The organism is Oceanicaulis sp. (assembly GCF_051859625.1).
Lineage (GTDB): Bacteria > Pseudomonadota > Alphaproteobacteria > Caulobacterales > Maricaulaceae > Oceanicaulis.
Genome location: NZ_JBHYFH010000001.1, coordinates 233,520 through 247,727 on the forward strand (window position 1 = coordinate 233,520; position 14,208 = coordinate 247,727).

Consider the following 14,208-nt stretch of genomic DNA (forward strand, 5'->3'; position numbering starts at 1 on the left):
CATGAGCGTTCGCCTCGCCGATCCCAAAGCCACGCCCTTCCTCGCCGATATGGAAGCCCGCGGCCTTCTCAACCAGAAGACGCCCGAGCTGACAGACGCTTATATCGCCGAGCACAAGCCGGCGATGTATGTGGGCTTTGACCCGAGCGCGCCGAGCCTGCATGCGGGCAATCTCATGCCGCTTCTGGGCATGGACCGCTATCGCCAGCGCGGCGGACAGGTCGTGGTGCTGCTGGGCGGCGCCACGGGCCTGATCGGCGATCCGTCAGGCAAGGACGCCGAGCGCAATCTGCAGACTGAAGACATCGTGCAGGCCAATATCGAAGGCCAGCGCAAGCAGTTTGAACGCCTGTTCGCGCTGACCGACGGGCCGGAGCCGATCTACGTCAACAACGCCGACTGGTGGCGGAAAATGGATGTGATCAGCTTCCTGCGTGATGTGGGCAAGCATTTCTCGGTCAACGCCATGCTGACCAAGGATTCGGTGCGCAACCGCATCGAGAACCGCGATCAGGGCATCTCCTTCACCGAGTTTTCCTACCAGCTCTTGCAAGGCTATGACTTCGTGCACCTGCACCGCGCCCATAACGTCCAGATCCAGATGGGCGGATCGGACCAATGGGGCAATATCGTGGGCGGCGTGGATCTGGTGCGCCGGATCGAGGGCCAGCACGCCCATGCGGTCACCTATCCGCTGCTGACCAATTCCGAGGGCAAGAAATACGGCAAGTCGGAAAAAGGCGCGGTCTGGATCGATCCCGATCTCACCAGCCCTTACGAGTTCTACCAGTTCTGGCTGAACAGCGCCGACGCGGACGCCCCGAAATTCCTCAGCTGGCTCACCGATATTGATCTCAGCCAGCTTGCAGAGCTGACCGAAGCCGAGCCGCATTTGCGCCTGCCGCAAAAGGCGCTGGCCGAGCTTCTGACAGCGCGCGTGCATGGCCAGAAGGCCGCCGATCTGGCGATTGAAGCCTCCACCGTGATCTTCAAGGGCAAGTCCGACAATCTCAGCGCCGAATTGGTCGACATGATCGCCCGCGCCGTGCCGACGCTGGGCGCCAGCGGCGGCGACGCGCTGCCGCTCATTGACGCGCTTGTCGCTGAAGACCTGGGCGCCAGCGCCTCCAAAAGCGAGGCGCGACGACTGCTCAAGCAGAATTCGGTGTCGCTGAACGGCGTGAAGGTTCAGGACGAAAACGCGGATTTGCGCGAGCATCGCACCGGCGCCGGCGCCGTGGTGATGAGCGTGGGCAAGGCCAAACGCTTCCTCATTCGTTTTTCCGGATAATCCATGACCGCGCTGTCTGAGTTCGACGCCATTTTCATCTGGGGCTTCGGCAAGGAAGGGCGCGCCGCGCTCGACCATGTGCGCGAACGCGCGCCTGACGCCGCGCTGTATGTGATTGACTCACATGAGCCCGAAGACCTGCCCGAAGGCGTCGAGTACGTCGGTCAGGATGATCTGGCGCGCGCCATCACCCTGGCGGGGCAGTCGCTGATTGTGAAATCACCGGGCGTGTCGCTGTATGATGCGCGCCTGGCCGAGGCGATGGATCTGGGCGCAGAGCTGACCAGCCAGACCAATCTGTGGTTCGCGTCCAAACCCGCCGATCAGACCGTGATCGGGGTGACGGGCACCAAGGGCAAATCCACCACGGCCAGCCTGCTGCATCACATGCTCAAGAGCCTGGGCGTCAACGTGGTTCTGGCGGGCAATATTGGCGAGCCGGTCATCAACACGCCGGACGATGCCGAGATCGTGGTGGTGGAGCTGTCGAGCTATCAGATCGCCGACCTTGTCCATGCGCCGGACTGGTTTGTGTTCTTGAACCTTCTCAATGATCACGCGCCCTGGCATCGCGGGGTGGAGCAATATCGCCGCGACAAGGCCCGGCTCGCCATGCTCGACCCCAATGCGCGCGGCGTCATGAGCGCCAAGGACACGCGGCTGACCTCGCTGTTCGTGCATCGTCCGAACACCCTCTGGTATGACCAGTCCGAAGGCTTTCACGCCCCCGGCGGCGTCATTCATCACGGGTCGGACGCTTGGGGCCACGTCCCCGCTTTGCCCGGCGCCCATAACGCGGCGAACGCCTGCGCGGCGCTGGCGGTGATCGAGGGATTGGGGCTCGACGCCTATGACGCGTTCAGCAGCCTTGCGAGCTTCAAGGGCCTGCCCCACCGCCTGGAGACGGTTCACAGCCTGAACGGCGTCGACTTCATCGACGACACGCTATGCACGACGCCCCAGTCCTGCCTGCTGGCGCTGGAGGCGTTTCCGGACCGTCCGATCAGCCTGATTCTGGGCGGCGAAGATCGCGAGCAAGACTATGCGCCGCTGGCCGAGGGGCTCAAAAAAGAGACCCGGATCAAGGCCATCATCACCATCCCCGAAAACGGACCCAGCATCGTCGACGCCCTGAAATCCGGTCCGCACGCAAATATAACGGCTTACGAGCCAGACTTTGAGTTGGCGGTGAAGCGTGCCTACGAGGCCTTGCCCGAAGGCGGGATTGTGATGATGAGCCCTGCGGCGCCCAGAGGCGCAGCCTTTACCTATTTCGGTGCTCGCGGCGACGCCTTCGCGCAAGCCGCGAAGAAGCTGGGATAAAACCCGCTCACTGATTCAATTCAAGGTTTGGGATTCAGCGGCGCTGACTTCATGTGGAAGATCAGCTTGCGCCCATAAGCTTGGCGACCGGCGCCGGCATGCGGTGCTCGGATCGGGCGTCGAGAGCCTCCGCCCAGGCCTGCTGCAGGTCTTCACGCGCCCACTGACTGAAGAGTTCAGGCTCAATCGCTTGGATTAACGGCGCTTTCGCCCAGTCCGCACCGGTCAGAAGATGGGCCAAAGCCGCCGCCACCTCGCGTCGCTCCCCGACGCACTCCCAGGGCTTGGCGTCAGTCAGACCGGCGATCTCACGCAGGAAATCGAGGTTCTCGGGGTTGTGCAGCGGCTTGGACTGGAACACCTGCTCATGGCGTTCGACCGACAGGAAGGGCGCCAGCAGGACCGCGGTGTAGACGCATTTCGCGCATTCGCCGCACCAGCGCTTGCCCTTGGGCAAGGCGTTCGGACCGGCGAAGACGAAATTGCGATTGCAGCTGGCGAAAATGTCCAGCGCGGCCTCGCCCGCCGTCGCCAGATAATGCGCGGTCCAGAGTTCGCTGACCGGTCGCAGGATCGAGAAATAAGTCACCGGCGCATTGATCGCGGTGAAAGCGACGCGCAGCGCGTCTTCAAATTCCAGCGATTTGGAGAACTGATGGTTCACCGGATGGCCATTGCTTTCCATGGTCGGCTCGCTGGCGGCGCGTTCATTGGCGAACACCACCCAATCAAGCCCCTTGGCCGCCGCATAGAGCGCCATCAGGCACGAATTGACCCCGGTGATGGGGATATGGCCGTTCAGCGCCCGGCCCGAACGGCCCAGTTCGATCAAGTACGGGTCAATCCGGCGCCGGATCAGGGTCACAGGCGCCTCGCTCATCGCTGTCAGCCGTTCGCCCACGCTTTCAGACAGAATGAGCGACACCCGCTCGACGTCTGCGCCGGACGCCTTGATCAGGCTGGCGGCCACATGGCTGTCCTTGCCGCCGCCAAACGCAACGGCGGCGCGCACATCTTCGGTCTTGATCACAGGGGTTCGAAGCTGCGCCATGCGCGGCTCGGCCTTGATCGTAAAATCAGGCGGATAGGGCAGATCATTGCGCACATAGAACTCACCCAGCCCCGGCCCATAGGCCAACTCAACCAGGCGCCGCTCAGCGTCGCTCAGCGCAAAATCAGGCTCGATCAACCTGGCCGGCGCCGCCTTGTAATAACTGGTCCCGATCAAAATGGCCGCCATGCGCACAAGCCCTGCCAGGACTGAGCGGTCCAGCCGGTCAAACCGGGCCTCGTCGGGAAAAATCACCGTCTCTGTAAAGGCGCCAAGGCCGGGAACGTCATATTCGAAAGCGAACCCGTTCTGCCCGTCCAGGCGTCGCGGGAAACAAAGGCGGAAAGAAGACATCAGGGCTCACGACATTCAAAGCTGGGCCGACCCTAGCGGGCCTTGCGCGCTTACACCACCGCGTCGCGCTGCGCGGTGATGATCATATGTCCCGGCTTGTGAAAAATCGCCAGCTCCGGCCTGGCGTCCAGCACCACGGCCTGAGGCGTCACCCCGCACGCCCAGAACACCGGCACATCCCCGTCTTCCAGCACCGGCGCATCGCCAAAATCAGGCTTGCTGATATCGGTTATGCCGATCTCTGCGGGATCGCCCACATGCACAGGCCCGCCATGACTGCCGGGAAAGCGCCCGGTCACTTCGCTGACCCGCTCCACCAGCTCTGGCGGGACGCCGCGCATGGACACGACCATGCCGCCCGAAAACGGCCCCACAGGCGTGCAGGCGATATTGGTGCGGTACATCGGCACGTTTGTACCCGCCGCGATATGGCGAACCGGCAGGCCTTCAGCCAGCAAGGCATGTTCGAAGGTGAAGGAGCATCCCAGCAGCAAGGCCACCAGATCCTCACGCCAGAGATCGGTCAGATCGGTGCGCTCATCAACAAACTCGCCATCACGAAACACTTCATACCGCGGCGCGTCCGTGCGCACATCCACATCGAGCTTCGTAATCAGCGGATCTCCCGGCTCGCTCATCCCCAGAAGCGGACAGGGTTTGGGATTGAGCTGGGTGAAGAGCAGGAAATCATAGGCCAGCGCGGCAGGCAGAACGACCAGATTGGCCTGGGCGTAGCCCGCGCACAGGCCGCTCGTGGGCGCGTCGAACGCGCCCGAACGAACGGCTTGAAGATGGGCGTTTCGAAGGTCGGCAGGGTCAGTCATCACGAAGTCCTTGATCTGGCGACAGTTCACGTCAGATCAGCGCGTCACGCAAGACATGATTAACGCGATAATGCATCGCGCACCGCGTCAACCCGCGATCGGCCAACAGGCGCCTCGGCGCCCCCTAAGAGACTGAGCCCATACCGGCTTCCCGGGCGGGTCAACAAGGCGTCGACCTTGCTCATATTGACCGCATACGAACGATGAACACGCAACACGCCCTCACCCGCCTCCTCCAGCACCGCCGCCAGGCCGCGCTGATCCAGCAGCCAGCCCCCCGAGCAGCGATGCACCTCGGTGTAATTGCCCGCCGCTTTCAGATAGAGCACGTCATCGAGCGCCACGCGGTGCATCTTGCCCGTCGACTGCACGGTCAGGGCGGCCTGCAAGGGCTGCGCCTCTGTTTCAGGGCCTTCGGAAGCCGGGGACAACAGATCCGGTGATCGCACCATCCACACGCCCAGCGCGACTGCGGTAATGGCGTACACGCCAAGATCAATGAACCGCCCCGGCGCCAAAAGGTTCAGGATCAAAAGCGCAAGCCAGACGCCCGCCATGGCCAAGGCGTTCCGGTCCAGCCGAAAGCCCGCGATCAACGTCCAGACCAGACAGCCAAAGACCGTACACATGGTGAGCAGGATGATCTTGCCGTCATAGCCGTCATACAGAACCACGCCGAGCAGAGCGCAGACTGTGGTGACGCCGATGGCCGCCCGGCTCCACACCCGGCCCAGCGCCCAGCGCTGAACCAGAAAGCCCAGAAACCCCGCCGAAGCGCCCGCCATTCCCAGCAAGATCACCGCCTGCCGCGGCTGATGCCAGTCATATGGGTAATTCACATAAGCGCGCGACATCTCAGCCAGCGCTGCGATGACCAATGCAGCCACCCCGCCTGCGAGCCAGAACACCATGCGGTCGTCACGATCAAGCCCCAGCCTGAACAGGCTGATCGCCAGCACCGCCAACACGCCGGCCAGTCCTAAAGTCAGAGCGTAGTCGCGCAAGGACCGTCTGGCGTCGGGCCTGAACGGCGTCACCGCCAGGGTTTGCACGATCACGGCGGGCGCGTACCCGGCGCGCGTACTGGACAGGACCAGCGTAATCTCATTTCCGCTCGGGCGGATCAGATCGGGCGGCAGGGCGATCAGACTGTCGATCGGCCCTGCGCGCTCCGGCGCTTCATCACTGAACGGGCGTCCCTTGCCGCCGATCAGCTGACCATTGAAATAGGCTTCAGCGGAAAACGGCCCGGACAGAGCCAGCGCCATCGGCGTGTCCGGCGCCAGGGCGGCGTCCGGCACGCGCCAGCGCATTTGCATGACGCCGGCGCCGGGATCGGCCCGCCAGAACGCTTGCTCGCGCCAGAGCGCCGGGTCGTCGGCTTCAGGGGAGACGACCAGAGTCTCAACGCGATCCGCCCGCCAGATCGGCGCATTCGAAGTCGGCCAGGGCGCCAGCAGGACCAGCGCGCAGAGCATAGCCGCCAGCCCCGCCTCCCAAGGACGCAAGAGCTGTCCGGCCCGCGCCAGAGCGGCTTTGAGCTGTTCACCCTGCATATGAGCCGTTCGTCCTTTTGAGCTTTTCTGCACTCGAAACCGCCTGCACAGGAAGGGTGTTGGCGGTCAACGCCTCTCCCCACGCAAACGACAACAAGGACGTTTCCAATGCAAACCTTTATTGCCGCCCTCGGCGCCGCCGCGCTGGTTTCAACCTCCGCCCTGGCGCAAAGCCAAAGTGAAACCGCGCAAGCCATCTTTGATCAATTCGCGCAAGAGTATCCCGCGCTCAACGTGACTGTCATGGTGGAGGGCGAGATCGCCTTTGAAGCCGAAGGCGGCATGATGCGCAGCGCGCACGACGGCGTGACGACCGATTACAATGTCTACTCCACCGCCAAGCTTCTGACCGGGATCGCTTTCGCCCGACTGGAGGCGCATCACGGTCTGGATCTGGACCAGTCGGTGCGCGCCATCGACCCCTCCCTGCCCGCCACCTATCAGGACGTGACATTGCGTCAGCTGCTCAGCCATACGGCCGGCGTGCGCGGCTATACGGGCGATGACGACTGGATCGCCTTCAGTGATCGCCGGTGCGCGCTGCCGTCAGACGCATTGGGACATTTCATCAATGATCCGCTGATCGCTGAACCGGGCGCCCAGCATGAATACAGCACCTATGGCTTTGTGCTGCTGAGCCACCTTCTGGTGGAGCTGACCGGCGCTGACAGCTTTGACGCCGCCATGAGCGCGGCGCTGGGCGAGGTCTATACCGCGCAATCTGACTCAGACACCGCCGAGAAGGCGACGCCGTATTTTGACGCCGGCGAAGGTCTGGCGCCCATGCCGCTGTCTGCGGAGTGCAAGTTCGGCGGCGGCGGCCTGATCGCCTCCAGCCGGGACATGGCGCAGATGGGCGCAGCCCTGGCGGACGGCTCTTTGCTGAGTGCTGAAGAGATCGACGCCGCCTTCATGCCCATCCAGACGAGCGCAGGTGAAACCGTCAGCTATGTCTATGGCATGGAAGCCGGATTTGAACCCAGCATCGGCCTGCACTACGCCGCACATTCAGGCGGCAGCCCGGGCGGCCGTAGCTTCCTGATGGTGTATGTGGAGCCGCAAGTGGTGGTCGCCACCTCGGCGAATGCGGACGGCGCAAACCATTATCCCTTGGCGCTGGCGCTCGCGGATCTCTATGCGGGGTATAGCCAGTAGACAGGTCATCGGGCGCCCGGATTGCTCCGGGCGCCCGATCCAGACGGAGACCGAAGACGTCGCTGCAGGCCGACCTAATTCGGTCCGCCGTCCATGCGATCCTCAATCAGACCCGATTTTCACGGCGCCGATCAGGGATCAGCACCTGTTCAAAAACGCGCCATGAGCGGTTTGGTTCTCGTTTTCACGATTTCAGGCGTCAGGCGGCGCGTCCGCATGCCGCCACATATACCGCGCCAGAAAAGACCGGTAGGGCGCGAAGCGCGCCGCAGTGCGCACGGTCTTGCGGCGTTTGCTGGTCAGCTTTTCCAGCGTCTTGCGGGCGGTCACATCGCCATCGGGCCAGATGTCGGGCTCCCCGAAATAAAAGATGTTGGACATGTCCGCCGTCCAGCGTCCCACCCCCCAGATTTCCACCAGGCGATCTGATCGCGCCTGAGGACTCATGGCGCGCAAGGGCTCGGTCTCAAGCCAGCCCTCTCGCCGAGCGTCCGCGATGGCGATCAGGGTCTTCACTTTTGCGCCGGACAGACCACAGCCGCGCAACGCCTCGTGCCGGTCAGGGTGAAACGCATCGAGCAAACCTTCAGGGTGCTCGCTGAGCGTTTGCACCCGCGCCCAGATCGACGCTGCGGCCTTCACGCTCAGCTGCTGACCCGCCACAGAGCGACACAGCGAAACCGGAAACGGTGTTTGCGGCGGAGACCAGGCCTCAAGCGCGCCTTGCCGCTCAATCGCCTGAAAAAGCTCAGGGCTCAGCGCTTCCGCCGCGGACAGTGCATGATCATGGATGTGGTGCGTCATGGCGCTATCCAGCCTCGGCGCGCCCTTCCCGTCAAATAACTTATTCCTGCAATTCATTCTCATCTACTGTTGATAGTGAAAATGATTCGCATTAGTGAGGGCGCAGATTTGAGAATGGGAATCCCCGATGTCTTTGCGTACTACCTTGCTTGGCGCTTGCGCCTGCCTCGCCCTCACCCCGGCCGCCCTCGCCCAGTCCGACGCCGCCCAGCCTGACACCGATGACGTGATCGTCGTCACCGGTTCACTCGGCACGTTTGGCGCGATGAAATCCAGCGCGCCGATCCTTGAGACCGCGCGGTCTGTGTCAGTCGAGACGTCTTATGACTTCATCTCGCGCGGCGCCCTCAATCTCAGCGGCACGCTGAACTACACCTCCGGCGTTCTGGGCGAGGCCTACGGCTTCGCCACCCGCGGCGATTTCTTCACCGTGCGGGGTCTGGATGTTCCCGAATATCGCGACAATCTTCAGGCGCTGTTCGGCAATTACAACAATACCCGCCCCGACCTTTACACCATCGACCAGGTGGAAGTGCTCAAAGGCCCGGCGTCCGTCCTTTATGGTCAGGGCTCTCCGGGCGGCGTCGTCAACCTTGTGTCAAAAATCGCTGGCCCTGACCTCGGTCAGGAGATCGTGGCGAGCTATGGCACCCATGATCGCGCAGAGCTGGCTGGCGATTTCAGCACCACGCTGATTGAGGACACGCTCTATGCCCGCTTTGTCGGCGTGGTGCGCGACAGCGACACCCAGGTCGATTACGTCAATGATGACGCCATCTCGCTGGCGCCGTCCCTCACCTGGACCCCAGGCGAGAACACCGAGATCACCTTCCTGCTCAACTATGATGATCGTGATGGCGACGCCGCCGGCCAGTTCCTGCCGCTGACCGGGACGTATTATCCGGGCCCGAACGGCCAGACCATCGAGCCGAGCACCTATCTGGGCGAGCCGGGCTTCAACACCTATGAGACAGAGTCCACCGCCCTCACCGTGATCGGCAGCCACCGCCTGAACGACATTTTCACGCTTGAGGGCACCGCGCGCTGGCGCGATTCGTCCTCAACCTATCGCCAGAGCTGGGTGAGCTTCGCCGGCACGGGCTTGCCGCGTATTGATGCAAACGGCAATGGCGCACGCACCTGGTACGACAGCACTGCAAGCTCCAAGCAGCTCGCCTTTGATGCTCGCGTGCGCGCGGACTTCATGACGGGCGCCTTTGAGCACGAAGTGCTGGCCGGCGTGAACTATCAGGATGTCGAGCTCGAAAACGCCCGCGCCTATCAATACCAGGGCGTGATCAACGTCTTTGATCCGGTCTATGGCGACGGCGTGCCGACCCAGGCCGAGTTCGACGCTGTGCGGAGCGTCACAAGCGGCGACACCGATTACTGGGGCTTCTACCTGCATGACCAGATCTCGTGGGGAAACTGGATCTTCAACGCAGGCCTTCGCACGGATGATGTGAGCAATCTGACCGCCGCAGGCCCCCAGGATGATGACGCGGTCTCCTATTCAGTCGGGCTCCTGTACGCTTTCGACAACGGCGTTTCGCCCTATGTCAGCTATGCGGAATCCTTTGAACCGGTCATCGGGAATGACAATGTCACAGGCGCGCCACTGGAACCGCGTGAGGGCGAACAGGTCGAGATCGGCGTCAAGTACCAGCCTGTCGGCACCCAGACTTACGTGACGCTGGCGTATTTTGACATCACCCAGACCAATCTGCCGAACCCGGTGGCTCTGCCCAACGCCCCCTCCCAACAGGAAGGCGAAGCGTCGATCACCGGTTTTGAGTTTGAAGGCGTGACCACGTTCGAAACCGCGCTGGGCGATCTGAAACTGGACGCCGCGCTGACGCTTCTGGACACCGAAGACGCCAACGGCCTCCCCTTCTCAGTCATCCCCGACGAGCAGGCCTCGCTCTGGGCCGAGTTCCGCCCGACCGCCTTTGACGCTCTGCGCATTGGCGCCGGCGTACGGTATGTGGGTGAGCGGGAAAGCAGCGGCCTTAGCCTCGCAACAGGCGACATCCTCACCATCGTCTCTGACAGCTACACCCTGGCCGACCTGCTCGTGGCCTATGAGCTGGAGGACTGGAGCGTCGCTCTGAACGTCCGCAACCTCTTTGACGAGGAATATTACGGCTCCTGCCTGGCGCGGGGCGATTGCTTCCCCGGCGAGGAACGCACCGTCAATCTTCGCGTCGCAAGACGCTTCTAGGATCAGGTGCTGAGATCGTGGCGACCTCTTCGATTGCAGTACTGATCGCCGGACTGGCGCTGGGCCTTATCGGCCTGGCGCTGGTTCGGCTGTCCTGGATCCGGCGTCAGGGTTCGCACCTCTATCTGATGGTGGCGGGGTGGGGCATGATGATCGTATCTGTCTGGCCATTCGTGATCGCCCTGGGGCCGGACCTGGGCGTCACTGCGGCTTTCATCGCGCCCATGCTGGGCGCGATGAGCGTCATGGCGCAGGGTATGACCCGCCCCGTGACGGCCCCCGCCCTCAAAGCCGCTCCGGGTTCAAGCGATGCGCGCCCCCGCTGGATGGCGAGCCTGCGGACCCTGTCCGTCGCCGCACTGGCGGGACCTGTTTCTCTGGGCGTCACGCTGATCGCCAGCATCGCCCTGTTCCGTCTGACCCAGACCCTGAACTGGGAGATGCCAGACAGCCTGTTCACCGCCTTGGTGTTCGCACCCCTGGGCTGGGCGGGATTGGCTGTGATCTGCGCGCTGGAGGCGCCCCTGCGCTGGCGCACCGCCGCCCTGGTCGGCCTCGCCCTCGTTTTTGCGCTGATTGCGCTTTTTCTTTCGCCCCCGGTTTCGTGAGATCCTGACTTATGGCCGCCTCCTCTCGCCCCTCTGTCTGGCCCGACCTCTCCGCCAAACTCGTCGCCCGCATGCTCTCCGCCCATGCCGGGATCGGCGTCGTGCTGGGCGCCTTGCTCTACATCGTCTCGCTGAGCGGGGTTCTGGTGGTGTTTCACGCTGAATTCGCCCGCTGGGAACAGCCCCATATCACCGAAGTCAGCGCCGCATCGCCTGAACTGGCCGCCCGTGCGGCGCAAACCCTGCTCGATCATGCGAGCGCGGCTGGAGAGACGCCGGATCGTGTTTCGATCTTCCTGCCCACCCCGGATTCCCCGCGCCTGGCGGGCGGCTATGGCGACACCTACTGGTTCATTGATGAGAGCGCGGCTTTGGGCGAGACGATCGACCACGGCTTTTCCGAATTTCTGATCGACCTGCATTACTATCTGCATCTCCCCTCCACGCTGGGCCTGATCGTGGTGGGGCTTTTGGGCGTGATGATGCTGGCGCTGGTCGTGTCGGGGTTCCTCGCTCACCCGCGCGTCTTCAGGGATGCGTTTCGCAGTCACAAGCCCGGCAATGGCCAGCTGAGCCTGGCGGACCGCCATAACCGGCTGTCGGTCTGGGGCGCGCCCTTTCACATCATGATCCCGCTGACCGGCGCCGCTTTGGGGCTCGCCACCATCGTGGCGCTGACCCTGGCGCAGACCCAGCCAGGCATGAACGTCAATGAGATGTTTGATACCGTGTTCGGCCCCGGCGCAGAGGAGACCGCCGAAGCCGGCCCCCTGCCCGACATCGCCCAAGCGCTGCGCGTGGTGGAGACCGACTTCGCCGACGCTGGCCTGACGCCCTGGATCGTGCAGATCGAAAACCCCGGACAGGACGGGCAGACCTTGCAAATCCTGACCGCCGCCAATCAGCGGCTGATCTTCGGCGAATACCTGCAATTCTCCCCGGACGGCGCGTTCATCGGCAAGACCGGGCTGGATGACGGCGCGTTTGGTCAACAGGCCACGGCGTCCGTCTACAACCTGCATTTCGGAAACTGGGGCGGCGTGCCCGTCAAGCTGATCTATGTGGCGCTGGGCCTCGCTCTGTGCGTGGTCTGCGTCAGCGGCGTGCAGCTCTGGCTTTATAAGCGCGCCCGCAAGAAAGGCCCGCAACCGCGTCTGGAACGCAGCTGGATCGCACTGGTCTGGGGGCCGCCGGCCCTGATCGGTCTCGTGCTGGCGCTCGACCGGGTGCTGGGCCTCGCAGACGCCGCAATGCCTGCGGTGTTCTGGATGGGCTTGCTGGTCCTGACCGGGCTCAGCGTGTTCGCGCCGTCCAAAGCGGCTTTGTCGTCCGGCCTCAAACTGTCAGGCGCGGCGCTGATCCTCATCGGCGCGGGGGCGCACTTCCTAGCCTATGGGATGTCAGGGTATCAAAGCCCGGCGGCATGGGGGGTGTTCGCAGGCTTGATCGCCAGCGCCCTGGCGCTTGGGGCCAATGCAGTGCTGGCTTCAACGGATCGCTCGGCTCATAAGCCCAAAGCGACCGACGCTCAGCTTCAAACCTAGACAATCACCGTATTGCGCCACTTGCTGGGGATGGGATCCATCAGGTCTGGCGGACAGTTCAGCCAGGCGGTCAATTTGCCCCAGCGCTGAAAGCCTCGTGCCGCGAAATTGCGGTCCCGAAGCAGTTTGACCATCAGGGCGGCTTTCCGGCAATTCCGTGGTCCTGTGATGTAGGCGATCAAGGTTGTGGGCGGGATGTGCAAGCTGACGCTCAAAGCCAGCTCGCTGTACTCAAACGGATGCTGGCGGATCGTCGCGGCGCGATAATCCACGATCAGGCCCTGGACGGGGGTCTCCCGGAAGCGCTCGCCCAAGCGGCGTATGCCGGGCACGGACTGGTCAATCGTCATGTTCGCGCCGACCGCCAGATACCAGATCCTCGGGCGCTCACAGATCATTTCACTGGCGTAGATCAAACGGCTCATCGTGGAATAATGAGACGTATATTTTAATAACTTCTGAGCGTCTCGCGCAGTCTGTCACCCCGAACCCACAGGGTTCGCAAGGGCGTCCGGGTGCGATCAGTCTCGCCAGCGCTCGATTTCCCCTCGCTCGATCAAGGCTCTGGAACGCGTCAGGGCCTCTGTGACAAGCCCCATCACCGCCTTGATCCGCGGCGCATTGCGAAGATCGGGATGTGTAAGCACCCACAAATCCTCCCCAGGCTCCACTTTCGAGCCAGGAATGCGGATCAATCGCTCATCTGACTCTGCGATATAGCAAGCCCCCCGGATCATGCCCTGCCCGCGCGCGGCCGCCTCGTGCAGCATATCGATATCATCAATCACAAAGCCGACCGGCGTTTCCGGACATGGGGAGCGCTCGATCCATTGCGCCGGCGTGCGCCGCACGAGCCAGCGCCGGTCAGGCGGGGCCACCTGGTCGAAATAATCCCGGGCGCAGTAATGAGCCAGCGCATAGGGAAACAACCGCCGCCCCACCAGATGGTCATCCGGCGCAGACGCGCCGCGAATGACGATGTCCGCATCAGACCGGTCCAGATCCGCATAGGCGTACGAGCATTTGAGCGTCAGCAGAATGCCCGGATTGGAGCGCGCGAAAGCGCTCATGTCTTCCAGCAAGAGAAGTCGGGAGATGGCGTCAGGCACGGAGAGCGTCACAGCGCCCGCCATATCGGGTTGGGCCGCCCGCACCCGGCGTTCACTCTCCAGAAATGCGGCCTCCATGTGCTCGGCCGCCTCCAGTACAGGCGCTCCCAGCGCCGTGACCTGATAGCGGCCAGCGACACGTTCAAACACAGCCCCGCCCACGCGCTGCGACAGCGCCGTCAGACGCCGCGAGACCGTGGAATGGTTCACCCCCAGCATCGCTCCGGCCTCGCGCACAGATCCGGATCGCGACAGCGCCAGCACCAACCTGAAATCATCCCAATGGGTCATGCCCGCCCTCCGCTTGGTGCATATATGCACCAACGCTGCACGGAGACAATCCAGATAACGAAGCCAGTCAGTGCTAA

Annotated in this window: 12 protein-coding genes; 6 read left to right on the forward strand and 6 right to left on the reverse strand. The window is 63.2% G+C overall.

Annotated elements, in window-relative coordinates; all coding sequences use genetic code 11:
• Window position 1: 1 nt before the first annotated feature.
• Window positions 2-1,291 carry a tyrosine--tRNA ligase gene (tyrS, locus tag ACTIGF_RS01170; protein ID WP_439635124.1) on the forward strand — a complete coding sequence of 430 codons (1,290 nt, stop codon included), beginning with the start codon at window positions 2-4 and terminating at the stop codon, window positions 1,289-1,291.
• Between the two features lie 3 nt (window positions 1,292-1,294).
• Window positions 1,295-2,614, forward strand: coding sequence for a UDP-N-acetylmuramoyl-L-alanine--D-glutamate ligase (murD, locus tag ACTIGF_RS01175; protein WP_439635125.1), 1,320 nt, complete (start codon window positions 1,295-1,297; stop codon window positions 2,612-2,614).
• 61 nt (window positions 2,615-2,675) lie between these two features.
• Here the strand turns inward: murD and ACTIGF_RS01180 are convergent, their stop codons facing one another.
• Genes ACTIGF_RS01180 through ACTIGF_RS01190 form a run of 3 tightly spaced genes read right to left on the reverse strand, consistent with a single transcriptional unit; the run spans window position 2,676 to window position 6,399 of the window.
• The gene (locus tag ACTIGF_RS01180) at window positions 2,676-4,019 is read right to left on the reverse strand and encodes a hypothetical protein (RefSeq protein ID WP_439635126.1); all 1,344 of its coding nucleotides are present in this window, start codon (window positions 4,017-4,019) and stop codon (window positions 2,676-2,678) included.
• A gap of 50 nt (window positions 4,020-4,069) precedes the next feature.
• Complete coding sequence (locus tag ACTIGF_RS01185) at window positions 4,070-4,843, reverse strand: putative hydro-lyase (RefSeq protein ID WP_439635127.1); 774 nt, start codon at window positions 4,841-4,843, stop codon at window positions 4,070-4,072.
• Between the two features lie 59 nt (window positions 4,844-4,902).
• A complete protein-coding gene (locus ACTIGF_RS01190; protein WP_439635128.1) occupies window positions 4,903-6,399 on the reverse strand; it encodes a LytTR family DNA-binding domain-containing protein in 1,497 nt (498 codons plus the stop codon).
• A 108-nt stretch (window positions 6,400-6,507) separates the two neighbouring features.
• On the opposite strand from ACTIGF_RS01190, the gene ACTIGF_RS01195 reads away from it, so the two are divergent.
• Entirely contained in the window at window positions 6,508-7,554 is a 1,047-nt protein-coding gene (locus tag ACTIGF_RS01195) for a serine hydrolase domain-containing protein (RefSeq protein ID WP_439635129.1), read from the forward strand.
• Window positions 7,555-7,746: 192 nt separating this feature from the next.
• On the opposite strand, the gene ACTIGF_RS01200 is transcribed toward ACTIGF_RS01195, so the two are convergent.
• Window positions 7,747-8,358, reverse strand: a complete 612-nt coding sequence (locus ACTIGF_RS01200; RefSeq protein ID WP_439635130.1) for a DNA-3-methyladenine glycosylase family protein — start codon at window positions 8,356-8,358, stop codon at window positions 7,747-7,749.
• A gap of 127 nt (window positions 8,359-8,485) precedes the next feature.
• Between ACTIGF_RS01200 and ACTIGF_RS01205 the strand changes: the two genes are divergently transcribed.
• From ACTIGF_RS01205 to ACTIGF_RS01215, 3 genes are read left to right on the forward strand one after another with little or no spacing between them, the layout of a single operon-like run.
• Window positions 8,486-10,579 (forward strand): TonB-dependent siderophore receptor, encoded by a 2,094-nt coding sequence (locus tag ACTIGF_RS01205; RefSeq protein ID WP_439635131.1) that lies wholly within the window; start codon window positions 8,486-8,488, stop codon window positions 10,577-10,579.
• A 17-nt stretch (window positions 10,580-10,596) separates the two neighbouring features.
• On the forward strand, window positions 10,597-11,187 hold the full coding sequence (locus ACTIGF_RS01210) for a hypothetical protein (RefSeq protein WP_439635132.1): 591 nt from the start codon (window positions 10,597-10,599) through the stop codon (window positions 11,185-11,187).
• An 11-nt stretch (window positions 11,188-11,198) separates the two neighbouring features.
• The gene (locus ACTIGF_RS01215; RefSeq protein WP_439635133.1) at window positions 11,199-12,731 is read left to right on the forward strand and encodes a PepSY-associated TM helix domain-containing protein; all 1,533 of its coding nucleotides are present in this window, start codon (window positions 11,199-11,201) and stop codon (window positions 12,729-12,731) included.
• On the opposite strand, the gene ACTIGF_RS01220 is transcribed toward ACTIGF_RS01215, so the two are convergent.
• Both ACTIGF_RS01220 and ACTIGF_RS01225 read right to left on the reverse strand, forming a co-directional pair.
• On the reverse strand, window positions 12,728-13,156 hold the full coding sequence (locus tag ACTIGF_RS01220; protein WP_439635134.1) for a hypothetical protein: 429 nt from the start codon (window positions 13,154-13,156) through the stop codon (window positions 12,728-12,730). The two genes, ACTIGF_RS01215 and ACTIGF_RS01220, sit on opposite strands and share 4 nt — an antisense overlap.
• Window positions 13,157-13,252: 96 nt before the next feature.
• Complete coding sequence (locus tag ACTIGF_RS01225; protein ID WP_439635135.1) at window positions 13,253-14,131, reverse strand: LysR family transcriptional regulator; 879 nt, start codon at window positions 14,129-14,131, stop codon at window positions 13,253-13,255.
• Between the last annotated feature and the right edge of the window lie 77 nt (window positions 14,132-14,208).

What these genes read in the sequence shown, in the direction of transcription:
- tyrS (WP_439635124.1), top strand. Translation starts at nt 2, where the DNA reads ATGAGCGTTCGCCTCGCCGATCCCAAAGCCACGCCCTTCCTCGCCGAT.
- murD (WP_439635125.1), top strand. Translation starts at nt 1,295, where the DNA reads ATGACCGCGCTGTCTGAGTTCGACGCCATTTTCATCTGGGGCTTCGGC.
- ACTIGF_RS01180 (WP_439635126.1), bottom strand. Translation starts at nt 4,019, where the DNA reads ATGTCTTCTTTCCGCCTTTGTTTCCCGCGACGCCTGGACGGGCAGAAC.
- ACTIGF_RS01185 (WP_439635127.1), bottom strand. Translation starts at nt 4,843, where the DNA reads ATGACTGACCCTGCCGACCTTCGAAACGCCCATCTTCAAGCCGTTCGT.
- ACTIGF_RS01190 (WP_439635128.1), bottom strand. Translation starts at nt 6,399, where the DNA reads ATGCAGGGTGAACAGCTCAAAGCCGCTCTGGCGCGGGCCGGACAGCTC.
- ACTIGF_RS01195 (WP_439635129.1), top strand. Translation starts at nt 6,508, where the DNA reads ATGCAAACCTTTATTGCCGCCCTCGGCGCCGCCGCGCTGGTTTCAACC.
- ACTIGF_RS01200 (WP_439635130.1), bottom strand. Translation starts at nt 8,358, where the DNA reads ATGACGCACCACATCCATGATCATGCACTGTCCGCGGCGGAAGCGCTG.
- ACTIGF_RS01205 (WP_439635131.1), top strand. Translation starts at nt 8,486, where the DNA reads ATGTCTTTGCGTACTACCTTGCTTGGCGCTTGCGCCTGCCTCGCCCTC.
- ACTIGF_RS01215 (WP_439635133.1), top strand. Translation starts at nt 11,199, where the DNA reads ATGGCCGCCTCCTCTCGCCCCTCTGTCTGGCCCGACCTCTCCGCCAAA.
- ACTIGF_RS01220 (WP_439635134.1), bottom strand. Translation starts at nt 13,156, where the DNA reads ATGAGCCGTTTGATCTACGCCAGTGAAATGATCTGTGAGCGCCCGAGG.
- ACTIGF_RS01225 (WP_439635135.1), bottom strand. Translation starts at nt 14,131, where the DNA reads ATGACCCATTGGGATGATTTCAGGTTGGTGCTGGCGCTGTCGCGATCC.